The sequence below is a fragment of the Mycobacterium sp. NGS24 genome, assembly GCF_059813065.1.
This window is the reverse complement of the sequence record NZ_JCALDW010000004.1, coordinates 57,439-84,025: the sequence shown is the minus strand read 5'-3', so window position 1 is coordinate 84,025 and position 26,587 is coordinate 57,439. Positions and strand designations below refer to the sequence as shown.

The 26,587-nt window shown below is 64.5% G+C and carries 26 protein-coding genes and 1 pseudogene; 13 read left to right on the top strand and 14 right to left on the bottom strand.

Translation table 11 applies throughout. The features are described 5' to 3' along the window. Window position 1 precedes the first annotated feature (1 nt). Entirely contained in the window at window positions 2-1,252 is a 1,251-nt protein-coding gene (locus tag AC5Y6Y_RS07865; protein WP_473139043.1) for a hotdog family protein, read from the bottom strand. A gap of 109 nt (window positions 1,253-1,361) precedes the next feature. Here AC5Y6Y_RS07865 and AC5Y6Y_RS07860 point away from each other — a divergent pair, with 109 nt between their 5' ends. Then, window positions 1,362-2,171, top strand: coding sequence for an enoyl-CoA hydratase/isomerase family protein (locus AC5Y6Y_RS07860; protein ID WP_473139042.1), 810 nt, complete (start codon window positions 1,362-1,364; stop codon window positions 2,169-2,171). A 2-nt stretch (window positions 2,172-2,173) separates the two neighbouring features. On the opposite strand, the gene AC5Y6Y_RS07855 is transcribed toward AC5Y6Y_RS07860, so the two are convergent. Further along, entirely contained in the window at window positions 2,174-3,034 is an 861-nt protein-coding gene (locus AC5Y6Y_RS07855) for an SDR family NAD(P)-dependent oxidoreductase (protein WP_473139041.1), read from the bottom strand. 96 nt (window positions 3,035-3,130) lie between these two features. On the opposite strand from AC5Y6Y_RS07855, the gene AC5Y6Y_RS07850 reads away from it, so the two are divergent. Beyond that, the gene (locus AC5Y6Y_RS07850) at window positions 3,131-4,633 is read left to right on the top strand and encodes a class I adenylate-forming enzyme family protein (RefSeq protein ID WP_473139266.1); all 1,503 of its coding nucleotides are present in this window, start codon (window positions 3,131-3,133) and stop codon (window positions 4,631-4,633) included. A gap of 113 nt (window positions 4,634-4,746) precedes the next feature. Here the strand turns inward: AC5Y6Y_RS07850 and AC5Y6Y_RS07845 are convergent, their stop codons facing one another. Both AC5Y6Y_RS07845 and AC5Y6Y_RS07840 read right to left on the bottom strand, forming a co-directional pair. Next, the gene (locus AC5Y6Y_RS07845; RefSeq protein ID WP_473139040.1) at window positions 4,747-5,148 is read right to left on the bottom strand and encodes a Zn-ribbon domain-containing OB-fold protein; all 402 of its coding nucleotides are present in this window, start codon (window positions 5,146-5,148) and stop codon (window positions 4,747-4,749) included. After that, entirely contained in the window at window positions 5,145-6,293 is a 1,149-nt protein-coding gene (locus tag AC5Y6Y_RS07840; RefSeq protein ID WP_473139039.1) for an acetyl-CoA acetyltransferase, read from the bottom strand. Before AC5Y6Y_RS07840 ends, AC5Y6Y_RS07845 begins: the two co-directional genes overlap by 4 nt. A gap of 50 nt (window positions 6,294-6,343) precedes the next feature. On the opposite strand from AC5Y6Y_RS07840, the pseudogene AC5Y6Y_RS07835 reads away from it, so the two are divergent. From AC5Y6Y_RS07835 to AC5Y6Y_RS07820, 4 genes and pseudogenes are all read left to right on the top strand, one after another. Further along, window positions 6,344-7,172, top strand: a pseudogene (locus AC5Y6Y_RS07835) (HpcH/HpaI aldolase family protein). A gap of 19 nt (window positions 7,173-7,191) precedes the next feature. Then, on the top strand, window positions 7,192-8,307 hold the full coding sequence (locus tag AC5Y6Y_RS07830) for a TauD/TfdA family dioxygenase (RefSeq protein ID WP_473139038.1): 1,116 nt from the start codon (window positions 7,192-7,194) through the stop codon (window positions 8,305-8,307). Further along, window positions 8,304-9,389 carry a hydroxyacid dehydrogenase gene (locus AC5Y6Y_RS07825; protein WP_473139037.1) on the top strand — a complete coding sequence of 362 codons (1,086 nt, stop codon included), beginning with the start codon at window positions 8,304-8,306 and terminating at the stop codon, window positions 9,387-9,389. The genes AC5Y6Y_RS07830 and AC5Y6Y_RS07825 overlap by 4 nt, the downstream gene beginning before the upstream one ends. Window positions 9,390-9,397: 8 nt before the next feature. Beyond that, the gene (locus AC5Y6Y_RS07820) at window positions 9,398-10,222 is read left to right on the top strand and encodes an enoyl-CoA hydratase/isomerase family protein (protein ID WP_473139036.1); all 825 of its coding nucleotides are present in this window, start codon (window positions 9,398-9,400) and stop codon (window positions 10,220-10,222) included. Here the strand turns inward: AC5Y6Y_RS07820 and AC5Y6Y_RS07815 are convergent. Further along, complete coding sequence (locus AC5Y6Y_RS07815) at window positions 10,219-11,406, bottom strand: amidohydrolase family protein (protein ID WP_473139035.1); 1,188 nt, start codon at window positions 11,404-11,406, stop codon at window positions 10,219-10,221. The genes AC5Y6Y_RS07820 and AC5Y6Y_RS07815 overlap by 4 nt on opposite strands. A 208-nt stretch (window positions 11,407-11,614) precedes the next feature. Between AC5Y6Y_RS07815 and AC5Y6Y_RS07810 the strand changes: the two genes are divergently transcribed. The 4 genes from AC5Y6Y_RS07810 (at window position 11,615) to AC5Y6Y_RS07795 (ending at window position 15,450) form a co-directional block, all read left to right on the top strand. Further along, window positions 11,615-12,403, top strand: coding sequence for a TetR/AcrR family transcriptional regulator (locus tag AC5Y6Y_RS07810; protein WP_473139034.1), 789 nt, complete (start codon window positions 11,615-11,617; stop codon window positions 12,401-12,403). 226 nt (window positions 12,404-12,629) lie between these two features. Next, complete coding sequence (locus tag AC5Y6Y_RS07805) at window positions 12,630-13,715, top strand: NAD(P)H-dependent amine dehydrogenase family protein (protein WP_473139265.1); 1,086 nt, start codon at window positions 12,630-12,632, stop codon at window positions 13,713-13,715. Then, window positions 13,712-14,359, top strand: coding sequence for a nitroreductase family protein (locus AC5Y6Y_RS07800; RefSeq protein WP_473139033.1), 648 nt, complete (start codon window positions 13,712-13,714; stop codon window positions 14,357-14,359). Before AC5Y6Y_RS07805 ends, AC5Y6Y_RS07800 begins: the two co-directional genes overlap by 4 nt. A gap of 155 nt (window positions 14,360-14,514) precedes the next feature. After that, the gene (locus tag AC5Y6Y_RS07795; RefSeq protein WP_473139032.1) at window positions 14,515-15,450 is read left to right on the top strand and encodes a TIGR03619 family F420-dependent LLM class oxidoreductase; all 936 of its coding nucleotides are present in this window, start codon (window positions 14,515-14,517) and stop codon (window positions 15,448-15,450) included. On the opposite strand, the gene AC5Y6Y_RS07790 is transcribed toward AC5Y6Y_RS07795, so the two are convergent. Genes AC5Y6Y_RS07790 through AC5Y6Y_RS07775 form a run of 4 tightly spaced genes read right to left on the bottom strand, consistent with a single transcriptional unit; the run spans window position 15,440 to window position 19,779 of the window. Then, complete coding sequence (locus AC5Y6Y_RS07790; protein ID WP_473139031.1) at window positions 15,440-16,534, bottom strand: NAD(P)H-dependent amine dehydrogenase family protein; 1,095 nt, start codon at window positions 16,532-16,534, stop codon at window positions 15,440-15,442. The two genes, AC5Y6Y_RS07795 and AC5Y6Y_RS07790, sit on opposite strands and share 11 nt — an antisense overlap. Before the next feature lie 9 nt (window positions 16,535-16,543). Then, a complete protein-coding gene (locus AC5Y6Y_RS07785) occupies window positions 16,544-17,125 on the bottom strand; it encodes a DUF732 domain-containing protein (protein ID WP_473139030.1) in 582 nt (193 codons plus the stop codon). A gap of 31 nt (window positions 17,126-17,156) precedes the next feature. Then, on the bottom strand, window positions 17,157-18,866 hold the full coding sequence (locus tag AC5Y6Y_RS07780; protein ID WP_463827715.1) for a patatin-like phospholipase family protein: 1,710 nt from the start codon (window positions 18,864-18,866) through the stop codon (window positions 17,157-17,159). A 22-nt stretch (window positions 18,867-18,888) separates the two neighbouring features. Continuing rightward, window positions 18,889-19,779, bottom strand: coding sequence for an SPFH domain-containing protein (locus tag AC5Y6Y_RS07775; protein ID WP_463827716.1), 891 nt, complete (start codon window positions 19,777-19,779; stop codon window positions 18,889-18,891). A gap of 46 nt (window positions 19,780-19,825) precedes the next feature. Here AC5Y6Y_RS07775 and AC5Y6Y_RS07770 point away from each other — a divergent pair, with 46 nt between their 5' ends. After that, window positions 19,826-20,224 carry a DUF4267 domain-containing protein gene (locus AC5Y6Y_RS07770; RefSeq protein WP_463827717.1) on the top strand — a complete coding sequence of 133 codons (399 nt, stop codon included), beginning with the start codon at window positions 19,826-19,828 and terminating at the stop codon, window positions 20,222-20,224. 143 nt (window positions 20,225-20,367) lie between these two features. On the opposite strand, the gene AC5Y6Y_RS07765 is transcribed toward AC5Y6Y_RS07770, so the two are convergent. Beyond that, window positions 20,368-21,570 carry a cytochrome P450 gene (locus tag AC5Y6Y_RS07765; RefSeq protein ID WP_473139029.1) on the bottom strand — a complete coding sequence of 401 codons (1,203 nt, stop codon included), beginning with the start codon at window positions 21,568-21,570 and terminating at the stop codon, window positions 20,368-20,370. Then, window positions 21,567-22,400, bottom strand: coding sequence for a mycofactocin-coupled SDR family oxidoreductase (locus AC5Y6Y_RS07760; RefSeq protein WP_473139028.1), 834 nt, complete (start codon window positions 22,398-22,400; stop codon window positions 21,567-21,569). Before AC5Y6Y_RS07760 ends, AC5Y6Y_RS07765 begins: the two co-directional genes overlap by 4 nt. Before the next feature lie 75 nt (window positions 22,401-22,475). Here AC5Y6Y_RS07760 and AC5Y6Y_RS07755 point away from each other — a divergent pair, with 75 nt between their 5' ends. After that, on the top strand, window positions 22,476-23,075 hold the full coding sequence (locus AC5Y6Y_RS07755; RefSeq protein WP_473139264.1) for a TetR/AcrR family transcriptional regulator: 600 nt from the start codon (window positions 22,476-22,478) through the stop codon (window positions 23,073-23,075). Here AC5Y6Y_RS07755 and AC5Y6Y_RS07750 read toward each other — a convergent pair. Further along, window positions 23,056-23,550 (bottom strand): nitroreductase family deazaflavin-dependent oxidoreductase, encoded by a 495-nt coding sequence (locus AC5Y6Y_RS07750; RefSeq protein ID WP_463827721.1) that lies wholly within the window; start codon window positions 23,548-23,550, stop codon window positions 23,056-23,058. The two genes, AC5Y6Y_RS07755 and AC5Y6Y_RS07750, sit on opposite strands and share 20 nt — an antisense overlap. A 91-nt stretch (window positions 23,551-23,641) precedes the next feature. Then, window positions 23,642-23,875, bottom strand: coding sequence for a hypothetical protein (locus AC5Y6Y_RS07745; RefSeq protein ID WP_463827722.1), 234 nt, complete (start codon window positions 23,873-23,875; stop codon window positions 23,642-23,644). 295 nt (window positions 23,876-24,170) lie between these two features. Between AC5Y6Y_RS07745 and AC5Y6Y_RS07740 the strand changes: the two genes are divergently transcribed. Continuing rightward, window positions 24,171-24,614: a DUF5994 family protein gene (locus AC5Y6Y_RS07740; protein ID WP_473139027.1), complete on the top strand. Its 444-nt coding sequence runs from the start codon at window positions 24,171-24,173 to the stop codon at window positions 24,612-24,614. Between the two features lie 15 nt (window positions 24,615-24,629). Here the strand turns inward: AC5Y6Y_RS07740 and AC5Y6Y_RS07735 are convergent, their stop codons facing one another. Further along, window positions 24,630-26,441: a sulfatase family protein gene (locus AC5Y6Y_RS07735; protein WP_473139026.1), complete on the bottom strand. Its 1,812-nt coding sequence runs from the start codon at window positions 26,439-26,441 to the stop codon at window positions 24,630-24,632. Between the last annotated feature and the right edge of the window lie 146 nt (window positions 26,442-26,587).

The following is a 26,587-nucleotide window of genomic DNA, read 5'->3' as shown; positions in this document are numbered from 1 at the left end:
GTCAGCGCTCGGTGAATTGCGCTGACACGGCGGTCAATAGGTCCGTCAAGTTGGTGGCACTGCCGGGCGGATCAGGTAGTCGCACCGGTCCGCGATCGCGGCTGGGCAATAGAATCGAGGCATGCCCGGGCGCGGTGACCTGACCGCGATGACTGGTCGCGGCCAGCTCAAGATCGACAGCGGGACGGTCGCCTTCGGCGAGGTACTTACGCACGACGGTGCCGGTGATGGTGTGTAGGTCGCCCACGTAATTGAACAGGCGGAATTCGCAATCGAGTTTCCACAGCCAGGCGTCGTCACCCATCCAGTCCGTACAGAGGTGGATCAGCCAGGTCTCGCGCATCCGGCCGTAATCAAAGGTGCTGGGATTGCCTGCGTTCCTGGCCGCGCCGGGATCCCAGTGCACCCGCTGCTGAACATCGGGCACGCCGTACTCGTTCCGGGTATAGAAGCGGGGAATGCGTTGCCGGTTGCGCCACGCCAACCGCAACGGTCGAACGCCGTACATCCCGGTGCCCATGCCGACGTGCCAGCAGACCATGTCGGTCACCGTCAGCGGCCCTTTGGTCAGCGGTCCGACCACATCCCCTTCGGTGACGTCCTCCCACCAGCGTGGTTCGGCACCGCGCACTGTTTCGTGCGCATAGCGTTCGTCGAGTTCGGCGATCTCCTCGGTAGTCCATGTCTTCAGTTCGACAGCGTCGTACTTCTTGCGGCCGCGGGCCTTTCTTCGCTCGGTGCGAATCATGTTGCGGTACTGGCCGCCCAGGATCACGCCCTCGTCGTCGCGGAACACCTGGGCCGACCACTCGTGGATTGCCCGGTCTGCGAATTCACTGGGTTTGTCCAGTACCGCCACCAGCGCATTGCGCCGGTATACCCGATGATTGGCGCGCAACGGCGCCCACCATTCCCGCGCTGAGGACGCGTAGAAGGCGTGCACGCCCCGCAACGGGTCACCCTTGGTCAGGGCGCGGTCATCGTCGGAGAGCGTGTCGACCTCGTCCTCGCCGATCAGCGTGTCGCCACCGACCAGGGCGGGCGGCGCGACTGACTCAGCCCAGACCGACTTGGCCGCGTACTCCGGATCCGCCCACAGCGGGTTGGCGTCACCGTAGCTCTCGGCGACGTGTCGAAACGCGTCCTCATTGGGACGAATGTAGTGGGGAGGTTGCGGGTGCGGGACGGCGATACCGATGGTGGCGCGCAGTCTGGCCAGTCCCTCATCGGTGATTTGGCCGGTCTCCGGCATCGGATCGCCTCCCCGTTGTGGCCCGTGTGCTAGCCGGACAAGGTGGAAATTAAGATACCCGAAAAGCGGAAACGCCGTTAACGCAGGTCTGAACGGGATGGTTTGCGAGATGAATGAAGAAGTGTCCGGAATAGTGGTGTCGCTCGGCGAGGATGCGGTCGCCCGGGTCACGATCGACCGTACTCAGGTAGGAAATTCGTTGTCTCCGTTGGCACGTGACGCGCTGACCGAGGTTTTCCTACGCGCTAAAGATGACTCCGCCGTGCGCGCTGTCCTGCTCGGCGCCGCCGGCACCCGACACTTCTGTACCGGGGCAGGGTTGGCAGCCACCACGGGGGATCCGCAACCAGAGCGGCGGCCCGGCGACGTGGCGCGGATGTTGCAGCAGGGCTGGCAACGCCTCATCGCATCGGTGCTTGACTGCGACAAACCGGTGGTTGCCGCAGTCAAGGGCGCTGCCGCCGGAGCGGGTGCAAGTCTGGTCCTGGCGTGTGATCTGGTGGTGATGTCTGCGCAGGCAAAGCTCGTCGAGGCATTCGTGCATCGCAGCATCTTGCCCGACTCCGGTGCCGTCCACTTGCTGACGAGAATTGTCGGGTTGCGCAAGGCCACCGAACTGTTGATGCTCGGTGAGCCGGTCGACGCAGCGACGTGCGAGCGCCTCGGGTTGGCCAATCGTGTAGTGGCACTGGGCGATACCGATGCGGCCGCCGAGGAGCTCGCCGTGCGTCTGGCGGCCGGCCCGACGGTGATGCTGGGGCTGACCAAGCGCTTGTTGTCGGTGTCGTCCGAGTCTGGGCGCGACCGGGCTTTCGAGGAAGAGGCCTGGGCGCAGGAGGTGGTGTCGCGAACCTTGGACCTGCAGGAAGGGCTGGCGTCGTTCGCCGAGCGGCGTCAGCCGCGATTCCTTGGGCGCTGATCTCAGGCCGGTCCGCCGCGAATCGTGAAGGTGGCGCTGTCATCGATCTCGTCGATCGAGTCCGCCACTTGTTCCGCCGACAGCGCTGCGTCCTCAATTCCCTTGGTCACACCGATGAACACCCGCGACACCTTCCCGGCGCCCACCGAATAGATGTGCGCCGTGCGGTCACAGCTGCGGTGCGACAGGTAGACCACCACCGGTGTGACCAACTCTGGATCCATCACCTTGCCCGCCTCGCCCAGGATCTTCTCCGTCATACGGGTGCGAGCGATGGGGGCGACCGCGTTGATCGCGATGCCGTTGCGGGCCCCTTCGATGGCCAGCACATGCATCATGCCGATCAGACCCATCTTGGCCGCCCCATAGTTGGCTTGCCCAAAATTTCCGAAAAGACCAGTGCCCGAAGTTGTTTGAACGATCCTGCCGTAATTCTGCGCCCGCATGACCGGCCAGACTGCTCGGGTGACGTTGAAGGCTCCGGACAGGTGCACCGCGATGACGGCATCGACCTGGTCGGCCGTCATGTTCTTGAACGCGGCGTCCCGCAGAATTCCTGCGTTATTCACCAGTACATCGACCCGGCCGAAGGCGTCGGTCGCGGCGTCGACGATCGCGACTCCGCCCTGCTCGGTCGCCACCGAGTCGCCGTTGGCTATCGCGGTGCCTCCGGCAGTGGTGATCTCGTCGACCACCGACTGGGCTGCCGACGTCGAAGCGCCGCTGCCATCGACAGCGCTACCCAGGTCATTGACCACCACCCGCGCGCCCCGGCGAGCGAGGTCGAGAGCGTGACAGCGACCCAGGCCGCCACCCGCGCCGGTGACGATTGCTACCTGATTGTCGAAAGTCATTGATGGCATGGGTGAGAGGTTACATTTGCTCAATCGAGAACTGACATTTGCATCGGAGGACCCATGGGCGGGTTGCTGCACCAGGCACGCCAGCGGGCCGAGGCCTTGCGCCCTCGTTACCGCGCGGCGGGCCTGTGGTCGGCGACGCCTGTCGATCTGGTGCGTAGCACCGCGGCGCGGTATCCCGGCCGGCTCGCGGTGGCCGGGCGAGCGGTTGAAATGACTTATGCCGAACTGGATGAACGCATCGATTCGGCCGCTCAGGCGATGACCGACGCGGGTGTCACGCCCGGGCGCCCGATAGTGGTGGTGGTCGGCAACGACGTCGAGTCGATGGTGGCCGTGCACGCTGCGTTGCGCGTCGACGCAGTGGTGTTGCTGGTACCGCGCAGTGCGGGTGCCGCGCAGGTTGCGGACATCATCACGCGCACCGGCGCGCACCTTGGGGCGGCGCCGAACTGGGCTGCCGAGGTGCCTGAGTGTCGCTGGATCGAGACGGCCGCGGCCGCCGGTGCCGTCACACCCTCGCGCCCCTCGCGGTCCGCCGATGAACCATGTCTCGTGCTGTACACCTCGGGCACTACGTCACGACCCAAGGGCGTCATCCACTCGCTGAGCACCTTGGCCAAAGCCTCGGCCAACTACATCACGGCGGCCGGTCTCGGGTCTGATGACCGGATCTTGCTCGTCAGTCCACTGGCGTCGGTGACCGGAGTGGTGCAGGCCCTGTTCATCGGGCCGATGCTGGCGATACCGGTAATCCTCGAGGATCGGTGGGATCCTGCGTCGACGAGCGATCTGATGGTCACTTCGGGTGCGACGTGGTACGGGGGACCAGATCGGTTGTTGGACAGAATGCTTGACAGCGCAGTGGGACAGGAGTCCACCGTGCCGTTGCGGGCGGTTTTCTTGGGCGGCACCATGCTGGACCGTCGGATCGTCGAACGTATCGAGGACGATTTCGGCGTCGTGGTCATGCGTGCCTACGGCTCGTCGGAAGTGCCGGTGAGCACGGCCGGCTTGCGCGACGAAGCCAGGGATTTGCGACATGCCGACGACGGGGCGGCGCTCGACGATGTCGAGGTGCGGGTCGGTTCGGTGGCAGAGCCGACAGAGTGTTGTATCCGTGGCCCGCACACGTTTCTTGGTTACACCGACAGCGATGACGACGTAGCTGCTTTTGACGGCGAATGGTTCCGCACCGGGGATATCGCGGAACTGGTAGACGGCCGCGTGCGAATCATCGGCCGCATCAAGGACATTGTGATTCGCAACGGGCTCAAGATCCCTGCTGCGGAGGTGGAGGATGCGGTGTCGCGGATCGCGGGTATCCGCGAGTGCGCCGCCTACTCGGTGGCCGACGCCATCACCGGCGAACGTCTGGCGATGGCTGTCGTGCTCGAACCCGGCGTCGAGATGTCACTGGCCGACGCCGTTATTGCGCTGACGTCGGCGGGGCTGCCGAAGTACAAGCTGCCCGAGGAACTGGTCATCTGGACCGAGCCGCTGCCCGTCAATGCCAATGGCAAGGTCGAGCGCGCGAAACTCCACGTTGCAGCCGAGGGACGTCGGCGACTGATCGCCGAGCGCCTGGCTGATGCCAAATGAAGGGGTGAAGGATCGGCGGGACGGTGATCCGTTTCATCGATATTACGAGATAGGAGCACGGGCCGGTGCCCGATGAAGCTTGATGCCGCGGTGGGAGGTCGACCGTCCTGCCGCTACTCGGCGTTGGCGGGTCGAAACACAGGGATGACGAAGCCGTCGTCGTCGGTGCGGAAGGCGATTTCCATTTCCATCTCGGCGCGTAGATCCTCGGCGCGACAATCCTGCACGACCGTCATCAGGCGGGGTCCCTCCTCGAGATCCACCATCGCAAGCAGGTAGGGCGTGCACGCATCGAAGGGTGCCGCGTTCTGGTGGACCACGCTCCAGGTGTAGAGGCGGGCCCGTCCGCTCGCCGGCGCCAACGCGACATCCTCACTCCAGCAGTGTGGACAGAACGGCCGGACGTACAAGGACGTCTTGCCGCAGGCGCGGCACGCGTTGACCATCAGCGTCCGATCCTGGACCGCCGACCACCATGCTTGGCTGTCGGTGTCAATCGTCGGCCGGTCGGTCACGGCCGTCGTCCGAGAATCATTGTGGCGCTGTGGGTAAAGAACCCACCCATAGCGTGGACGCAGGCCACCTGCGCGTCGGGGACTTGGCGCGATCCGCATTCCCCCCGCAACTGTTTGACCGCCTCCACCATGAGGAACATGCCGCGCATGCCCGGGTGACACGAGGCCAGGCCACCGCCATCGGTGTTGGTCGGCAGTGCGCCGCCGGGACGCAGGGCACCGGACCCGATGAACGGTCCCCCCTCGCCCTTTGCGCAGAAGCCGAGGTCTTCTACGGTCAGCAGCACGGTGGACGTGAACGAGTCGTAGAGCTGGCACACGTCGACCTCAGCCGGGCGCACCCCGGCCTGTGCGAACGCACGCGGCCCCGACGTTGCCGCCGGGGAGGTGGTGAAGTCAGGCCACTGGCTCATGCTCACATGTGACGTCGCATCGGCGGCACCAAGGATCCAGATCGGTTCGTGGGAAGAATTTTTCGCGACCCGCTCGCTGGCCAACACCACCGCGCCACCACCGTCGGTGCGCAGACACACATGTTTGGTGGTGAACGGGTCAGCCAGCATCGGCGCGGCCGCGACGTCGGCCGCGGTGATGCGGTCGCGCTCAAAAGCGTTCTCGTTCATCACCGCCCACTCATGGGCAGCGACGGCGACTTCAGCCAGTTGATCGACGGTGGTACCGAATTCGACCATGTGGCGCCTGGCTGCCATCGCGTACTTGGCGATCAGGGTTGCGCCGTAAGGCGCTTCGTACTGCAGTGCGCCACCGGCATCCAGCGCAGCTGCCGACGCGCGTATTCTTCGCTTGACGTCGGAGCGTGCGGTTGATCCGTAGGTCAACAGCGCGACGTCGATCTCGCCCGTCGTGATCGCCGCCGCCGCATGACGAGCCATCACTTCCCACGAAGAACCACCGACATTGGTGGCGTCGACCCAGGAAGGTCGCAGACCGAGGTATTCGCAGACTTCTGCCGGCGGGAGCAAGGATCCGTGCCCACCGAAACCTTCGATGTCGTCCTTGGTCAGGCCGGCGTCCGCGATGGCGCGACGCGAGGATTGCGCCATCAGCGCCATGGCGGTTTTGTCGGGAACGCGCCCGCAGTCCGACAGGCCGACGCCCACGATGGCGACGCGGTCGGACGGCATAGCTAATGGGTACCACATTGTAGCGACCACTGATAACGGTCATTACCCAGATGACGGAAACGGTATTCTCACATCGGCTACGGTGAGCCTATGACGGGAGCGTTGCGGGAAGCGTTGCGGGGCGATTCGCTGGTTTTGTGCCTCGCGTTGCAGAATGCCCGCACGCCGGATGTGCCCGCCATCGCCGCGACGTGTGGATACGACGCGGTCTACGTCGATCTCGAACACACCTCTACGTCCCTGGAAACGGCGCAGTTGCTGTGCGGCAGCGCACTGGCGGCGGGTATCTCGGGTCTGGTGAGAGTGCCGTCCCAGGACCCCAGCTTCATCGCGCGGGTCTTGGATGTCGGAGCCGTTGGTGTCATTGTGCCGCATATAAATTCACGTGAACAAGCTCAAGGCGTCGTCGATGCGGCCCGCTTCCCGCCCGTCGGGCACCGATCGATTTCGGGCCCCAACGCGGTCAGCGGCTATGTCGTGCAGCCGGCTTCGGAACTGATTGAGACGCTGGAACGCAGGACGGTAGTGGCGGTGATGATCGAAACGCCGCAAGGGGTGCAGGCGGCTGATTCGATTGCCGCGGTGGCCGGCATCGACATGATCCTGATCGGACCGAGTGATCTGACTGCCGAGATGGGTATCCACGGCCAGTATGAGAATGATCATTTCCGCCATGCAGTAGAATCGGTTGCGGCGGCTTGCCGTAAGCACGGCGTGGCGCTCGGTGTGGCCGGAATCAAGTCCCTCGACCTGCTGGAACGCTACATAGGACTGGGATTGCGATTCATCTCGGCGGGAACGGACGTCGGAATGATGACCGAAGCCGCCACCAACCGTGCGCAGGCGCTCCGTGCACTCGGGAGCCGCAGCGACGATTGACGGACAACAGGAGGACCGGATGCCGACCGCCATCTTCACCGAACAGGTCACCGACCCGATGGGCTGGACCGGTGCGGACTTCGAAGGCAAAGAGGACTTTGCCTTCGACCTGTCCTCGCGCAATGTGGCTGCGCTGGAATCTATTTTGGCCAAGACCGCATCCAAGGACCGCGACGACATCAGTCCTGACGACGCCCGGCATCCCGACCTTGATGAGGATCTTGCGCGGCTCTACTCGGAGCTGATGTTCGGCAAGGGTCTAGCATGCGTACGCGGCTTTCCCGTCGAGCAGCATTCGGTGGAAGACCTGGAACGCATCTACTGGGCGTTCTGTACCCATCTGGGCTATCTGGTGTCGAACAATTCCTTCGGGCACCGCATGGTGCGGGTGCAGGAGGAGGTGCTGCCGGGCGGAGTGCAACCTGCCCGCGGCACCAAGTCGCGGGCCGAGCTCGCCATGCACAACGACGCCGCCGACATCCTGTCGCTGCTGTGCGTCTATCCGGCCGCCCAGGGCGGCGAGAGTCAGTTCGCCAGCGGCCCGGCCGCACACAATCGGCTGCTGGCTGAGCGTCCGGACCTGTTAGGCGTTCTGTACCAGGGTTTCCCGCACCACCGGCGCAGTGAGCAGCCGGACGATCAGCCCGATGTGACGCCGTACGATGTGCCGGTGTTCTCCCAGATCGACGGGCGGATCTGCATCAACTTCACCTACAGCAGCATCCTGCCCGCCATGAAGACACTCGGTCGGGAATTCACCGCCGAACAGGCTGAGGCAATCGAGCTGCTGCGCAATGTCCTTGTCGAACAACAGGTCGAGTTCCGCCTCGAGTCCGGCGAAGCCGCCGTCGCCAACAACTTTGCGATGTGTCACTCGAGGTCCGATTTCGTCAGCAGCACCGACCCGAAGAAGGCGCGGTGCTTTCTGCGCGCCTGGATGGAGGTGCCTCGCCAGGACCGGCGGCTGCCCATCGGTCGCGAGTACTTTCACATGGAGAACAAAGATCTGCGGCTGGGCTACGACGTGGTGTCGGGCCGCGATGGTTCGATCGCGCGCAACGACTACAAGAACGTCGACGCGGCCCTCGCTGACATGTTCAAGGCTGCCCAGGCGAAGCCAAACGTCAAGCGATGACGACTCGTCCGCGACTGGTCTTCGAACGCTGGACCGATCCGGTGGCCGGCGACATTCTCGAATCAACCGATGTCGATGTCGTCAGGCTCGATCTGGACGCACCTGAGCAAGGGTGGGCGGCACTCGGTTGCGCCCACGGCTATCAGGTGGCCACCCGCACCGATGTCGCGCCCTTCGCCGACGGTGCGCAGTGGCTGGTCGGACCCAAAATGGTGCAACGCTGCCAGCAGCTACTGGCGGTCTGCTCGGCGGGTGCCGGCTATGACGTGATCGATGTCGACGCGTGCACAAGAGCGGGAATCGCGGTGTGCAACAACTCCGGTCCGGGCGCCGAAGCGGTAGCCGAACATGCTCTCGGATTCATGCTCGATTTGGCTAAGAAGATCACCGTCGCTGATCGCCTACTACGCGATGGGTCCCGTTATGATCGATTGGCCCTGCGGGGCACTCAGCTGCTCGGAAAGACGCTCGGCGTAATCGGACTCGGCGCCATCGGCACTCGCCTGGCGGAGCTGTGCGCGCCGTTCGGCATGGAGGTCCTTGCCTTCGATCCGTATGTCGACCAACCGACTGCGCAGAGCCGTGGCGCACAGTCCGTTTCGCTCGCCGAACTGGTGGCCCGAGCCGATTTCGTTCAGGTGACGTGTCCGCTGACCGCTGAGACGGAAGGGTTGTTCGGCAAGGAGCAGTTCGCTGCGATGAAGCCGACCGCGTTCTTCATCACCACCGCACGCGGACCCGTGCACGATGAACAAGCGTTGTCGGAGGCACTGGCGGACGGCGGCATTGCCGGCGCAGGTCTCGATGTGTTCCATGAGGAACCGCCCCGCCCGGACAATCCATTGCTGGGTCTGCACAATGTGGTCGCCACTCCGCACACCGCGGGCATCACCGTCGAAGCTGCACGCGACCTTGCTATCGCCACAGCCACACAGTGGCAGACGATCTTCAACGGCGGCATGCCGCCGAGACTGCTGAATCCCGATGTCTGGCCACGGTATTGCGACCGATTCGAAGACATCCTGGGCGTCCGACCGAGCACCCGCGTCAAACAAACGATCCCACCAGTGATTTGCGACTAGGGGCACACGTGACGGATTACGGCACCATTGAGGTCGAGGTTCGGGATCACACCGCGTGTGTGACGCTGAACCGCCCTGAAGTGCTCAACGCGATCAACGACGAGATGAGTGCCGAACTCAACGTTGCGTACGCGGAAATTGAGCGTTCGCAGGATATCTGGACCATGATCATCACCGGTGTCGGCCGCGCGTTGTGTGTCGGAGCGGACATGAAAAAGGCCGCTGAGCACGACATGGAGAACGCGGCAGGTATCGACAATCAGGGCGAACCGATCCTGAGCTCGATGCGGCAGTGGGACGCCCCCCAGGAAGCCACGCCGCCGTGGCTGCAGATGACCAAACCCATCATCTGTGCGGTGAACGGCGTCGCGTGCGGCGCGGGCCTGGATTTGGTCACTACCGCTGACATCACCGTGGCCTCCGAGCGTGCGACGCTGATGGATCCGCATGTGAGCATCGGGGTTTCGTCGGGTCGAGAAGCGGTCCGGCTGGCCCGCATCCTGCCGTTGCCGGTCGCGATGCGATTGGTGCTGATGGGCAAGCACGAGAGTCTGGACGCGCAACGCGCCTACGACCTCGGTGTATTCACCGAAGTGGTACCTCACGACCAGCTCATGGAGCGTGCCTGGGAGATCGCTGACGTGGTGAACTCGAATGCGCCACTGGCGGTGCGGGGTTCGCGCATGGCAGTGCGAAAGGGTTTGTCGTTGCCCATCTACGAGGCCGAACTGCTCGCGGAGAACTACCGCATGAAGGTGGCTCTGACCAAGGACGCCGTCGAAGGTCCGCGTGCTTTCTTGGAGAAGCGCAAGCCGGACTGGCAAGCTCGTTAAGCCAGGCCGAAGAACCTTTTCGCGTTGGTGGACAACACCTTACGTTTGGTTTCCTGATCCAGGCCAGCCGTAGCCTTATTGGCGACCTCGAGGCTTCTGGGCCAATTGGTGTCGTTGTGTGGGTAGTCGGTCTCGAACATGAGTTGGTCCGGCCCGACCAGGTCGAGAATGCGGAATGCGACCGGGTCGCCGAAGGTGGAGAAGTAGACGCGTCCGGGAACCTGGTCGCTCGGCGGTTCCGTCAGCAGCGGATGAATGCCACCCCACGCGCGGCGGTCCTCCCACACTTCATCGACACGCTGCAGGTAATAGGGGATCCACCCCGCTTGCGCCTCGGCGAAGGCGATCCTGAGGTTGGGAAATTGTATGAGCTTGGCAGAGAACAGCCAATCAACCAGCGCGATAGTGCAATTGACGGCCATCAGCGCGCTGGTGACGACGTGTGGTGAGTCGGGGGAAGATTTGGTCAGCGACGAACTCGACCCGATGTGCAGCATGATGCCCACGTTGTTGCGCTCGCACGCGGCAAAGAACGGGTCCCAGTAGCCGCTGTGGATCGATGGCAGATCGAGCCGAGACGGCAACTCGGAAAAGCAGACGGCGGGCATGCCTTTGGCGGCCACCCTCGCCACTTCCTTGGCGGCGAGTTCGACATCCCACAGCGGGATGATGCCGAGTGGGATAAGCCGGCCGCCGGAATCGCCGCCCCACTCGTCGATTTGGAAGTCGTTGTATGCCTGCACGCAGAGCAGCGCGAGTTCCTTGTCCTTACCGTGCAGGAAGCGCTGGCCGCAGAAGCGGACCAACGTATTGGGGAAGCAGGCCGAGGCCTCGATGCCGGCCAGGTCCATATCGGCAAGCCTGTCAGCCGGCCGGAAGCAGCCAGGGCGCATCTCGTCGTACGTGATCGGGTCGGTGCTGAGTTCGTCGAGTTCATAACCGGCAGCCGCGCTGATGAGCGGGATCGGGATGACCGCGTCTTCGTAGTGCCAGATGTCGGCGTCGCGACCGTCCTTGTCTTCGACGAATGCGACGTCGGAAGTGACCGTCGGGTCCATGCGTCCGCGCAGGCGAACGATCCGCGGCCCGATGTCCCGATAGCGCTCGGGCAGCCGACTGGTCCAAAGGTCGGCAGGTTCCACCAGGTGATCGTCCGGCGAGACGATCAGGATGTCTGCGCTCAACGCTGCACTCCTTCAGCAAGGCCTGCGGGTCCAAGCTGTAGCATGTTGATTCCCCCAAGCGAGAACGGCCATTTTCACGGTACCGCAAGAGCTGACTCGCGGCGCGCGAGACCCGGTAGGACGGCGACGGTGCTCTCGCTGTCGGTTGCCGACATCATCGTGGGTAGCACGCAAACTCCGGCAACCTACGCGTATTCTGATGTGCATCATGGCTGCGAAGAAGAGCGCCGGCGAGAAACCTGAAGCCGGATTGGAAATAGTCGATCCCACCGTCGAGACGTCCACGACGTGGCAGGAACGCACCATCGAGCGGCGTTTGAGCACCGCGAGAGCGAGGGCTCTTGCCCGCAGTTCCCGCTTCTTGGCCACGGCACTGGAATTGGTCGAAGAGTCGGGCAAGGCCGACTTCACGATTCAGGCGTTGATCGACCGGTCCAATCTGAGCCTGCGGGCCTTCTATCAGCACTTCGCCGGCAAGGAAGAACTGATGCTGGCGCTGTACGAGAACGTCACCAGTCAGTTCACCGAGAACATCCGCCAGGAGGTTGCCGCCGCGGAAGGTCCGATGGAGCAACTGGAGGCATTCTGCCGCGGGTTCCTGTATCGCGCAGAGACTTCCGAGGCGGTAGGCGGTCGGGTGATGACCATCTACAACCTCAGCTTGGAGATCGAGCGTCCGGCCGACTTCGCCAAAGTGTGGGAACCGCACCTGAAATTGTTGACCAAGATCATCACGTCCTGCGCGCGTGCGGGACTGGTGCGTGACGATCTGACGCCGGCGCAGTTGACAACCCTGCTCAACACGACTCTCACCGCGCTGGCACAGATCGGGGTGTTCAGTCTCGGCGGCAGGGGAACCAAGTTGACCGAGGAACAGCTGTGGGCGTGGTGCAAACAAGCCATCAGCCCGCCCGCTGCCAGCGCAAAGTCCAAGGCACCGCGGAAAGCCGCTCCGCGCGCGACGGCGACTCGGCGGGTGCGCAAGCTGACGGGGTAGCCCGGGTTCCACGTTGGGACGATGGTGCGTTGCACTCGCTGGTCCCCACCTGGATCGTGGTGCCCGACGAGAATCGACGCAGGTGGCCGATCGTCCGTGCTCGGACGCCGCCGCCACGTCGTGGATACCTGGTAATGGTGTTATCACTATCTGAGAGGATATGTTCTCACGCCTAGTTAGCGGTGGAGAGGTGCACATGAGTGGCGACGAGCAGTGCAAACCCCGGGTGATCCTGTGGGGTCCCGGGCAGGTCGGGGTCGGTGCGCTGCGCGCCTTGATCACCCATCCCGGTCTGGAGCTGTCCGGCGTGCTCGTGTACTCCGATGCCAAGGAGGGGCGCGACGCCGGCGACTTGTGCGGAATGCCCGCAACCGGGGTCATCGCCACCCGGGACATCGCTGCCGCACTCGCAGGTGACGCTGATGTAGTGGCCTACTTCGCATCGGGTGACTATCGCTATCACGAGGCCGCACAGGACATCGCGCGTTGCCTACGCGCGGGCAAGCATGTGGTGTGTACCTCCCTGGTGCCGCTGTGTTACCCACCTGCGGCAGACCATGAGACCGCCGAACTGTTGGAGTCGGCATGCCGGGAAGGCAATACCAGCTTCTTCAATAGTGGTGTCGACCCCGGCTGGGCCAATGACGTCATTGCGCTGACGATGACCGGATTCAGCAGTCGTGTCGACAAGATCACCATGCTCGAGATCCTTGACTACGGGCCGATCGACCAGCCCGACATCATGTTCGAATTCATGGGATTTGGACACACCCCCGACCACCCGGCACCGCTCTTCGACACCGAACGGCTCGCCGCATTATGGGCTCCTATCGTCCACCTGGTCGCGGACGGTGTCGGCCTCCCACTCGACCGGGTCGAGACAACAATCGAGAAGTGGCTCGCTGCAGAGCGTTACGAGGTCGCGTCGGGTTGGATCGAGCCAGGCACCATGGGCGGGATGCGGTTCAAGCTCGCCGGCATCGTGGACGATGAGGAGCGGATCGTGCTCGAACACATCACTCGCATGGGTAACGGATCGGCCCCGGACTGGCCGCGACATCCCTCACCGCACGGCGGCTACCGCGTCATCGTGGACGGGTTGCCCACCTATACCGTTGACATCGAAATGCATGGTCGCGGAAACAATATGCGCGGCTTGACTTATGCGACCGTGATGCGCGAGCTCAACGCCATCCCTGCGGTCATCGCCGCTCCGCCCGGCCTGTTGTCGACCCTCGATCTGCCGCTGGTCACCGGACCGATGCGGGGCGGCACGTGGCGAGGTGTGCTGCAGCGGGCCACGCTGGCATGAGCGCGGCACCTGTCGATCTCTGGGAGGTCATGCGGACCGCGTCAACTGTTCGGCGGTATCGCGACGAACCCGTCTCCGACGAAGTGCTCGAGCGGTGCCTGCTCGCTGCCACTTGGGCGCCGTCCGGAGCCAACCAGCAGCCGTGGAAATTCGTGGTGCTGAGATCGGCCGAGGCTCGCGAAGTTGTCACGGCCGGTGCGGCCAGGACGTGGCAGGCATTGGCTGATTACTACGGCCTTTCGGTGCCCGAGGATGCCGCCGACGATCCGCGGTCGCGTGCCTTGCGCACGATGGCCGAGCACACCCGCGTCGGCGGGTCGGCACCTGCGCTCGTCATGTTCTGCATCCAGCCTCAGCCGGGGGCAGCTGAGCTCCAGCAGGGTGGTTCGATCTATCCCGCCGTGCAGAATTTTCTGCTCGCGGCGCGCGCGCAGGGCCTGGGCGCAGCGATCACGCTGTGGCATTACTCGTGTGAGGCGGAGTTGCGTGCCGTGGCAGGTGTGCCCGCCGACTGGCAGATCGCATCTTTGCTGACGGTCGGCTGGCCCAAGGGCAGACACAGGTTGGTGCGGCGCAAACCCCTGACTGAAGTAGCCGTCACGGACCACTGGGACGAGCCGTGGGAGCTGCGCTCCGAGGGGTGACCGCTTTCGGCATGCAGATATTGCAGGCGCCGCGTACCGGTCGGGAACAAGATCGGGTGGGCTGGGATTCGCGGTCGACGCGGACACCGAGGGAGATGCTCTGTGCGAACCCTTCCCCCGGACGGCTCGAGGTCCGCGCCGTAGGCTCGACGCCTATGACGCAACGTCCGAAACTCTCGCTGTACCTGCGGACCTTCAGTGACCGCTCCGACGAGGACTGGGCTGCGACGCTGCATATGGCGCAGGCAATGGACGCCGCCGGCGTCGACCGGGTCGTGGTCTCCGACCACGTCGTCTTCGGGGAAAACCTCGCCGCGTACAGCGACCCCGCCGCCGGCGGCACCGCCGGCGGCAAACAACCGACAGGACCTGACGGTCACTGGCTGGAACCGTTGATCTTCCTGACCGCGGTAGCCGCCACCACCACCCGCATCCGGCTCTCCACCGGAGTGCTGCTGGCCGCGCTTCGACGTCCGGTGGTGCTGGCCAAGCAGTTGACCACCCTTGACGTGTTGTCCGGCGGGCGGGTGGACCTCGGAGTCGGAATCGGTTGGCAGCGTGAGGAATACGAGGCCGCAGGGCTTAGCTTCGAACGACGTGGACGACTCCTCAACCACACCCTGGAAGTGTGTCAGACGTTGTGGACGCAGCAACGCGGCGCGTACGACGCACCCGATTTGTCCTTCGACGGCATCCATCAGATGCCCAAACCATTGCAGGCCGGGGGCATACCCATCTGGGTCAGTGGAACGGTCAATCCGGCGGTCGCCCGTCGGTTGAGCCGGTTCGGAAACCGTTGGATCCCTTGGGGTCCGGCGATCAGTGACCTCCGAGGCGCTATCCCGGCCATGAAGGAGGCGATCGTCGACGCCGGGGGAGACCCGGGTGATCTTCAGGTGCAGGGTTCCGCGGCGCTGGTAAGGGGCGCGGATCGCTCGGTCGACGTGCAGGCGTCGGTCGCGGTGGTTCCGCAGCTGCTGGCCGATGGGGCCACCGACATCCGCCTCTCCGGATCGCTGCCCGCCGATCCTGCTCAGGCGGGCGAGGTGCTGTCGGAGTTGGTCAGCGCATTCCGGGCGGTTACGGACTGACCAGCGCGTGCCGCGGCGCGGTGATCGGCAGGTCGAGTGAGGTCGCGATGCCCGCCGGCGCGGCAACCACGTAGGGGATCGCATTGACGACCCGCATGGCAGTGGCCTCCATCCCGGCGTCATTGGCTGCGGCAGGTGTGTCGGCCGCCCCGAGTCGCAAGTCGCAGGTGATCTTCGGCTCGCCATCGATGATGAGGCGGTACGTGCCGTTCGGTGCGCTGGCCCACTCCGGCGCCAGGTCGGGAGCCATCCGGTTGACGTGTTCGATGGTGATGACCGGTTGGCCACCGACCATCCCCATGGTCTGCGCCCGGATCGCGCCGCAGGTACCGGCAGCGATGACCCCGCTCGCCACCACCAATTCACGTGGGGTCGCGACCCGCTCGTAAGTTTCGGTTACCTCGTCCAGCGTGATGCCCAGTGCGCGGGCGACCATGTTGACCGGCGGACCCCACGCAAACTGCTGTGCGCCATTGAGGGACAGCAACGGTGTGTAGTCCAACGGCCGGCCGAAGCCCATCGCGTCGAACATCACGTAGGTGTTCGGATATTGCGAGTAGTTGAAAATCTCTTGCGTGCGAATGGATTTGATACTGCTGGACAGGGTCGACAGCAGCACGGCCAACTGGACACCGGCGAACCCCGGTTCGATGCCCGAGGTGTAGGCGGTGACGCCGCCGGCCAGCGCGGCCTCGCGCACCTCGGCGGCCAGGTGCGGAATCCAGCTGTCGGGAAACATCATGCCCGGGGTGTTGGTGGTGACGAGGTTGATGCCGGCGGACAGGAACCGCACGTAATCGCGCACGGCGGGGGCGTCCATTTCCGGGCTGGCGGCGGTGTAGACGACGCAGTCCGGCTGCAACGCGATGATGTCGTCCAGTTCGCCGGTGGTGTTCACACCGATGGGGTCGATCCCGACCAGTTCACCTGCATCCCGCCCGGTCTTCTCCGGGCTGTGCACCCACACCCCGACCAGGTCGTAGTTGGCGCGTCGGGCGATGACCCGCACTGCGATGCTGCCCACGCCGCCGGTGGAGATGACTGCCACCCGCAACGGGCTCTCACCTGTCCTCTCAACGGGCAATGTCGGCTCCTACATTCCCGCGACGAGTTTGCTGTATTGCGGACAGTAGGCCCGAACGGAAACGGCGACAATGTCTTCGGCGTGTGCGCTGAAGTCGGGACTGCTTGCCCGGAACTCTGCCACCACTTCTGCCACCGACATTCTGGCCGCAAAACTCTGACACACCGCCTTGCCGTTCGAGACGGCCACATCGGGGTTGGCGAAGACGATGCCTTTCTCATTGAGGGCCGCGATGTAGCGGCTGTCCTGTTCGGGATCAGAGACGATGGCCGTGGTGGTGGCCGGCGCCGTCGGAGCGGCGGTGGTGCGCGCCGGGGCAGCGTCGGGAGAGGGGTCTCGGAGCAGCACCAGACCCACGACCACGATCACCGCAGCCACCCCGAGGCAGATCAGCAGCACCGCCACCGATCTGCCCAATACGGTGCCCCATGACTGTTCCACGATCGCGGGTTCAGCGAGTGCATCATCGGGGACCCCACCCGGCGGCACGCTCTGGATGTCTGGAACTTCGGTACCGCTAGACCATGCAAGACTCGCCGAGTCCGCATGCGCGCCGGTGTTGTAGTCAGCGCCCCCGACCGGGTCGACCATGAGGTCATGTTAGACCGCGGGGTCCGCGGCCTCAGGTCAGGTAGCGGTCACGCCACCGTGCCACCCGTCCACCGGGAGCCTGGAGGGCAGCCATCACCGAACTCATCGACGATGCCACCGACTTCGCGCGCACGCGATCTCTGGAACCGGCGGCAGCGGGTTCGTCCCCGTCCCACCAGGTCGGCTGCAGGAGTGCCGTGGTGACCGGAATGGCTTTGCCGACGCTGTTGTGTCCCCATTTGCAGGCGCGATCGATAGCCGCTGCGGACGGCGCGAGGTTGATCGGCGACAGGGTGGGCTCGAAGCGGACCAGGTGGTCGGCGTAGGGCAGATTGCGCAGCATCTGCAGCTGGATCGCCTGCAGGATCGGGGCCATCCACAGGTGCCGCGAATCCCATTGCGGGTGAAAGCAATCGAATGCCAGATAGCAGGCGTTCCTGGTGCCAAGCTTCCCGTCGCGGATCCGTTTCCAGGCCAACTCGACCGGCACATTGCTCGCGGCACCGCCGTCGACGAGCGCTGCGACCTCCCGTTCCGCGCACAGTTCGTCCAGCAGTGGCAGCATCCGCGGGTCGCTCGACTCATGATGCAGCACACCGGGGATCGCCGAGGAGAACGACGCCGCATCGAGCACGTCGAAGTCAAGAGCGGGATCGTCGCCGCTGATCACGATCGGCTTGACGACCCGCAAGTCGATGAATGCCGAGACCTGCCACATCCGAGCCGCCACCAGGGGCCCGATTCCGATGGGGCGGAACGGGATTGACCGTCCCTGCAATGCCGCTAGTTCGGGCCGCCGAAATCGGGAGGGCAGCGCGGAATATGGCTGTCTGCGTACCCCCGCGACCACGATGTCGAAAGGGATTGCCAGGTCCGACATGCGAAGGCGTACGCCGTCCTCGCGGCTGAGCAGGGCCTGAGCGAACTGGTCGAATCGCAGCGCGAACAAACCAGCCATGCCGTGGCGACGGCGCATCCGCTCAGGGCCGAGGATCGCTCGGTAGGACACCGTCTTGGCCCACGCGACATATTCCTCGATCGGCACCGGCAGTTCGCGGGCCACCAGGCTGCCGATGATCGAGCCGAAGGACGAACCGATCATGTAGTCGGGCAGCTGATCAGCCTCCAACAGGCGCAGCATCCCGCCGATGTAGACGAAACCGGCGCCCCCGCCACCGCCCATGACTGTGACGAGCTTCTTGTAGCCGACTTCGGTGTCGAGTTCGACGGCGGAGAAGTCGTTGCGGTGACGTTCGATCAGCACACGTCGCTGGTCGTCCTGATCCTCGCTGAGAGCGGGCAACATCTCCCGAGCCGCTGTCAGCGCTTTGACCGGGTCCGACTCCTCGCGCAACGGTTCATACAGTGCGTCGACGACCCTGGACCGCCAAGGCCCGATCTCGGCACCTACCGACACGTCTCCGCGCCCGCGGCTGCCACCCGGGCCGGCCGCCCCGGGTTCGAAGTCGGCGAGTCGGGCGAAGTTGAGGATGTAACGCAGTCTGCGTAGTTGCTCAACGCTCATGACGTCGTTGTTCAAGTGGTTGCGGACCAGCCGGTTCTCCATCTTCTGCAGCAGCAGCGCGGGATCCGCCGACGGCAGCTCGACGGCGTCGAGCGCGGCGTCGGTGGCTTTGGTTTCTTCGTCCTCGAAGTCTTCAGCGACGTCGACCGAGGACGCCTGCCGCCCTCGTCGGCCCACCCAGCGGCCGCGCAGCGCGTCTGCGAACGGGTTCTGCATGGGTATCAACCCTATGCCCTCGCTACCGGCCGGGTGGCACCGAGACGGTCGGCATGGCGGAAGTGCCCGGCCAACAACCGAGGGGACTGATACCCCTATTTATCGCAGCTGTAATACAGTTCTGCACAACAACATTGGGGTCGTTGCTGATCGAGCGGGACAGGATTTCGTTGGCTCTGGCCTGAGCTTCGGCAGTGCGCTGTGACTCCTGCGCGATCGAGGTCTGGGCCCGCTGCTGGTTCAGCTGGTTGATCTTGTCCTCGGTGCCCTGGTCGTACTGGATGGTGGGCACATTAACGTCGAAGATGTCGACCTGGCCGCCCACATCCTGGCGCATGATGTCGGCGGCACGCTTGGCCAGGTTCGGCAGCGGCGAGACATCGAGATTCTGTGAGTCCAGTGGGTTGAACGCGGCGAACACTTCATTGAGGGCGACCGACAGATTGCGCTCGATCAGGTTGATGCGCACGTTGTCGAACGTCTTGTACTGCTGGAAGAGTTCGGGCGCGGCGTGTTGTTTGATTTGCCAGCGAATACTGACGTCGGCCTGGGCGGTGGATTGGTTGCCCAGTCGCACCAGGATGCGTTCGTCGTGGTCACCGTGCTTGACGTACTTGTCGATCTGTACCGCGCCGTCCATCTGGTGGGCCACCTGCCAGGGCCACTTGCCGTGAAATCCGTTGTTCAGACTCACCCCGTTGGGACGGCCGAAAGTCGTGATGATCGCGATCTGGCGTGTTCCGACCATCGTGAACGAACCCAACACGAAGAACATCGCCGCAGCTGCCAGGGAGCCGAGCGCTACGGTCCGGCGGCGTTGTCGGGCAGGTTCTTTGCGGGTGAAAATCCAACCCAATCCTGCGACGGCCGCGATACTCAATGACAAGACGACCATCACAATCTGCCACGTCATTCTGCACCCCTTCTCCGTTGGTATGAGGGAAGACTAAGCTCCGCTCATGTCGATCGATCGTGCCGCACTTGTTGCGGGCAGCATCCGACTGGCGTCGGGCATGTCGTTCCTCATCGACCCGGTCAAGTCAAACAAGCTGTGGGGCGATCCCGACGATCAAACAGCAACTGCGCAACTGCTGTTGCGCTCCATGGGATATCGCGACGCGCTGATCGGCGGTCTACTTGCCGCTGCGGCGTTGCGCGGCAAGAACACCCGCGGTTGGTTCCTGGCGTCCGGCGGTGCGGACGCGGCCGATCTGATCGGCGGGCTGAGCGTGCACGATCAGCTCAAACCCGCGCAACGGCTCGTCGGGCTCGGTGGGGCGGCAGTGGGCATCGGCGTCGGGCTATGGGGTGCGGCCCGTCCGAGTCGGCGAGCGGCCGTCGAGGCGCCGGCCGACTGAACTCGGCGCCGGTCGGTGTGCAGTGGCCGCTCATGAACTAGCGGCGATCCGGGTCGATCGGTTCCCTTGAATCGTGCCGAATGTGTTTGCGTGCTTCGCATGTTGGTCGGGTTGTCGGTGGTGCTGACAGGCAGGGAATCCCGTCATCCGACGACGATGCGCAACCGTTCCCAGCCGCGCACCGTCGAGGTCGGCGCGAGCTTGAGGCTTTCGTAGTCGACCTCCCACTCGGGCCACCGGTTGAGCAGTTCGTCAAGGGCGACCCTGCCCTCCAGGCGGGCCAGGTTCGCGCCCAGGCAGTAGTGCACCCCTTTGCCGAAGGTCAGATGTGAGATGTTGTTGCGATGAATGTTGAAAATGTCAGGATCGTTGTAGCGCAACGGGTCTCGGTTGGCAGCGCCGAATAGCAGCAGCACCGCGCTGCCAGCCGGCACCGTAGTTCCGTAGAGTTCGAAATCGCGGATCGTGTACCGGCCGACGTGGGGGCCGGTCGGTTCGAAGCGCAACGTCTCGTCGACCGCGCGTGTCAAAAGGGAACGGTCCTGGGCGATTTCGCGACGCTGGTCGGGGTGCTCAGCGAGTACCTTGGCCAGCCAGCCGATCAGCCGACCTGTGGTCTCGTTGCCCGCCCCGGCGACCACCTGGGTGTAATGCAACACCTCTTTGCGGGTCAGCTTTCGGGTGACCCCGTTTTCGTCCTCGAACTCGACGTTGAGCAACGAGGTCATCAGGTCGTCGGAGGGATTTTTGGCGCGCCAGTCCACATAGTCCGCGTAGATGCGGCCATCGGCGATGGCGTCGGGGTTGGCCACTTTCATGGGCGTGCCGGCTTTGGTACGCAGGTTGGCGTCGTTGGCGTCGCGCACACCGATCTGCTCTTCCTCGGGGATACCCAGCAGCATGCCGATCACCCGCATCGGCATCATCGAAGCCAATTCGGCGATGATGTCGAAACTGTCGGACCCCACCAGCGGGTCCAGGCACCGGATGCAGTAACGGCGAATCTGGTCTTCGATGGCCGCCATCCGCCGCGGGGTGAAGACCCGCGACATCACGCCACGGAGCATGGTGTGCTTGGGCGGATCCTCGAACATCATCACGCCGGGCGGCATCGGGAACTTGGACTGGATTAGTTCCAGGATGTCACTTCGGCTGTTGGAGAACGTCTCCCAATCCGACAGCGCCGCTTCGACATCGGCGTGCCGCGAGATGGCCCAGAAGTTGTAGCGCTCGTTGTAGTACAACGGTGCTTCGTCACGCAGGCGACTGAAGATCGGGTATGGGTTGGCGGTGATGTTGACGTCGTACGGGTCGTAATAGACAGCGGTTTCGGCGGTGATGGTCACTTGAGGCAGCTGCCCGCGTCGATGGGAAGGGTGACGCCGGTGATGTAGCGCGCCTCGTCGGAGGCCAGGAACAGCACGGCGTTGCTGATGTCCTCGGCGTTGACCCAGGGGATTGGCAGGGTGTGGAAGGTCTGGCAGATCGGCGCCAGATCGTCCGGGCCAGGATTTTCCAAGTCGGGCCGGAACAAGTGAAATGTCTGCTCGTTGATCAACAGTGGCGTGTTCACATGGGTGGGATGGACCGTGTTCACCCGGATGTTCTGCGGGCCGAGTTCGACGGCAAAGGACCGCATCAACCCGACCACTCCGTGTTTGGCGGCGTTGTAGTGCCCGGTGTGGGTGTAGGCCTTCAGTCCGGCGACTGAACTGGTAAGCACGATCGAGCCGCCGCCAGATGAAAGCAGATGTGGCACCGCGGCTTTGACTGACTTCCAGACGCCGCTGAGGTTGACGTCGATCATCTGCTGCCAGAGGCTCTCGTCCATACGGTGCAGCTTGGGGGCGATGGTGCCGATGCCGGCATTGGCGACGACGATGTCGAGCCGGCCTAGTTGCTCGACACCGCTGTCGAGGGCGGCCTTGAGTGCGTCGTAATCACGGACATCGACCTCGGCGGTAACGATCCGGCGATTGAAGCCTTTGACCAGGTCGGCTGTCTCGGCGAGGTCGTCCGCCGTGGACGCCGGCGCCGGGGAGTTGTCGAAGGGCTGGCACACGTCGACCGCGATGATGTCCGCACCCTCCTGAGCCAGCCGCGCGGCATGGCTTCGGCCCTGCCCCCGCGCCGCGCCCGTGATGAACGCGACTTTGCCTGCAACCCGACCTGGCATCTGCATCTCCTCGTTGAGTAACGGCGTTACACCCTGGTACGGTAACCGTGTTACTCCACGAGAGCAAGGGTGCATGTGGTCAGCGCTGAACGAACGGCCGGCGAAGCCGAACCCAGGCCGGAACGCGGGCGGGACCGCATCATCGACATCGTGGTGGACATCCTGGAGACCGACGGCTACGACGCGGTGCAACTGCGCGAGGTCGCCAGACGAGCACGCACGTCACTGGCGACCATCTACAAGCGGTTTCCCAACCGCGACGCGCTGATCCTGGCCGCCCTCGAGTACTGGATGAACGAGAACCGGTACGCGGGCCTGGCCGGCCAGGCTCCCGATCCGCACGCCTCTGTCTATGAGCGCCTGATGCGAATATTTCGAACGATTTTCGAGCCATGGGAACGCCACCCCGACATGCTGCGGGCGTACTTCCGGGCCCGCTCCGCCCCGGGCGGCCAGCGGTTGGTGAGCCGGGGTCTGGACGCAGTCATCCCCGCCACTGCCGCCGCGTTGGACGGCGCTGATCCAGACTTGATCGACGACCTGCCGCCGATCATCTCCAACCTCGCCTACGGCCTGGTGGCGCGCTTCGCCGCCGGCGAGATCCCCATCACCGAAATACTGCCGACGCTGGATCGCGCGCTGTTCCGACTGACGGCTAACGCGGCGAAAGGATGACGACCGGGATCTCCCGATCCGTCCATGTCTGATATTTCGCGAAGTCGGCATAGAGCTCGAGCAGCTTGGGCCACAACTCCGCGCGCTGCTCCGGAGTGGCGACGTGGGCCGTCACCTTGACATTGCGCTGACCCGTCACGTGCACCTGGGTGTCGGGGTGGGCGACCAAATTGTGGTACCACTGCGGGTGCTTGGGCATGCCCCCCTGCGAGCCGACGATGACGAAATCATCGCCATCCTGCAGATAGACCAGCGGCGTGGTGAACAGTTTCCCGGACTTGCGACCGCGGTGCTCAAGCAGCAGGGTCGGCACCGGTTTGTGAAAGCCGGCGCCCACCCGCCAGGTCTTGCCGATGCGACCGTTGGTGAGTTTGAAGATCGCGACGTGCGCCTTGGCCGCATACTTCATGACCTTCGCTGTCACCGGCGACGACAAACCCCCCGGCGCTTCCTCGGGCAACGAAAACCTAGACATACAACCCCTGTCGGCACCGGGGAGCCGTCACCAGCTCGATTGGTGGACCCGTGGGTCCTTGGCGGTACGCCTACATTAGCGTCCGGCCAACTCAGGACGCTTTGGCGAACCTGCGAACCATGTCGTCTTCTTTGAACGTGCTCGCGTGATCCCGGCCCTGCGCGTCGCGGCCGAAGAACGTCCACCGCTGACGCCCGGATTGCGGGCCGCTGATCATTTTGACGATGTAACGGAGATGATCGGCGTCCACCGTACCGATGGCATCACCCACCCGGATCTCCGAAGGATGGATTTCGGGGGCATCCCACCAGTTTTCTATGGCCATGCTTTCCATACTCGCCTACATCTGCCTTATTCGCCGCATCGGCACTGATCGGAACTGAATCCAGCTGTTCGGCAGCGGCCTCGGTGGCGTAGCCTCAGGACCGAGCCGTTTCGTTGTCAGCGGTAGTCAGCTCAAGCTACGCACACCGGCAATGTGATTCCTCCGTCGTTCCGCACCCGCGGGCGTCGACGCTGAATGAAGGAACACCCCTGGTGTGTAATCCGGTACCGCTCTTACGAAATCTCCTGCATCGCCCCGGGTCGGGGTTTGGTCCGCCGACCCCGTGGATTCAGTGATGTCGTCGTTGCTCGGGCGGCGCCAGGCCACCCCGATCCGGCTGACGCTGGCACTGGAGCTCGGGCAGAACATCGACGGGGCGTGGTGGCCGCGTACCGATCGGATCGGCGCGGAGTTGCCGGAGCTGGTCGGAGCGCTGAGCGCGCGGCTTGGCGAGGTCACCGGCATCGCCGTCAACTGGCCACCACTGCAGCGACCGCCCGACTTGAATTGGCAAGGCTGGCAACATAAGCAGCAGCACGTGATCAGCGTGAATGGCGCGGAACAGCTCGCCAACGTCCTGATCGTCCCGTACTGCACCAACGGCACCCTGGCGCAGATGATGTTGCGGCGCGCCGCCGACCTGCCTATCGGACCCGCCCACCGTGACTCCACGCCGTTCCATACCGCAGGCTCGATCATTTACGCTGCGCGTCAACAGGTTACCCGCCGCCCCTGCTGAACGGGAGTGCCAGAATCACCCGGGTTTGCGCAACCGCCCAAGCGTTCGGCGTAGCACTCCGTGCGTTCCGTCCGCAGGCGGTTGCCGGTCGGCGTACGGCCACGGCCGATTGCGTTCGGGGACCGACTCCGCGCGGATCTGCTTGAGTCGCATCCGCAGGTGCCGACGTAGTTCGAGCAGTTCGGGGTCAGCCCAACGGTTTTGCGTCTCGACCGGGTCGGCAGTCAGGTCGTACAGCTCCCACTGATCATCGATCGGGTCCGTACGGTAGGTTTCCCCACCCACTCCGTTGGCGGCCAGGTGTCGCACCCCGGGCTCGGTCCAGGTGGCCGGATCGTCGAAGGTGCGCACCAGCTTCCAGAGATGTCCTGCGCCACCGTCGGCAGCAGCGACGCGTACCACCAGGCCTTCGAAATTGGACGCCACGTGGGCTGGAATCCTGATCCGAAGGGGCGCAGGGGGATTCGTGTTTCTTCCCAACTGGCGGGACAATGCTGAAGCGCCGGTATCACCCTCGAGCACGTTGTCGCGCGTCATCAGATACACCGCCCGCGTCTCGTCGGCGGCGGCTCCGTCGACGATCGGCATCAGGTCGCGACCGGGCAGCGGGTGCACCTCGGAGAAGGACTCGGCCAGTGCTGCGGCGACGGTGTCGATGTCGATGCCCGCCGCGCCCAGCAGAGTCGGGACCAGGTCGACATGCGAGGTCGGCGTGTCGATGGTGCGCGCGTCGGTGCCGCGGTGACCGATTCGGGCGATCACCAACGGCACCCGGGTGGCCTCGTCGTACAGGTTGAACCATTTCTGGTGCAGTCCGCCGTGCGCACCGAGCAGTTCGCCGTGATCGGAGGTGCGTAGCAGGACAGCATTGTCGGAGCCACCGTCGGTGACCGCCCGGCGCACCCGGTCGAGCGGCGCATCGACCTCGGCGTGCAGGCGGTAGTAGAGGTCGCGGTAGCGCTGCGAGTTGCGGTTGTAGGTGCGGCTGATCACTGGCGCCGGCCCGTACCCGGAGTAGTAGGCCTCCCGGAACGCGATCTGTGCGGCCGGTTTGGTGGACAGGTCCTCCTGCGCGGTGGGTGCCGGCGGCACATGCGGGGGATCCAGGGGAGCAGGCTGCACCGGACTGCGCCGCGCCCAGGCCGGGAAGAGCACGATGTCGTGCGGGTTGACGAAGCTGGCCACCAGCAGGAACGGGCGCAGGGCGGCGATGTCACCGGCGCGGCGACGCGCGTAGCGATCTTCGAGCCAAGCCACCACGCGGTCGGCGATCAACGGGTCGCGCCGGTAGCCGCTGTTGGCGTTGCCCGCCCCGTGCGGTTCGGGACCCACCCAGCCCGAGAAGCCGTACGGGGCTAGCGGGTCGGCGTCCAGGTAGCGCTGCACCGCCACCGGATCGACGACGCCGTCGTCATCGTTGGTCGCCAGCGATCCGCCCGTCTCCGGATCGGTGAGGTCGGCATGCGAAATGTGCCATTTGCCGTCGTAATGGGTGTCGTAACCGGCGGCGCGGAACCAGTTACCCAGCGTCGGCACCTCGCCCACGCGCAGCCAGCGCAGCCGCGAATCGTCGAAGCGCTTGCCGATTCCGTCGGTCTGGGTGACGCCGTGTAGGTCGGGATACTGGCCGGTAAAGATCGTCGGGCGGCTCGGCACGCAGGCCAGCGAACCGGTGTAATGCCGGGTGAAGCTGACCCCGTTGTCGTCGAACCAGCGCCGACCGGGCAGCATCCGCTCGCGCCACTCCTGCAGTTCGGCCGGTTCGTAGGGCGGCGCCGCGCGCTCCTCGTCGGTCATCAGGATGACGATGTCGGGGCGGTCAGACATGCGGGTTCTCCGATCGTCGAGCCGATCCGGCGGGCAGCGCCTCGGCTTGCCGGAGGTGGGCACCTCGTTATCCAAGCACTGTTCGACGACTGAATCCGTCGAAACGGGGGCGGGCGGGGCGGCGCCTTGACCCCACGCCACTGACG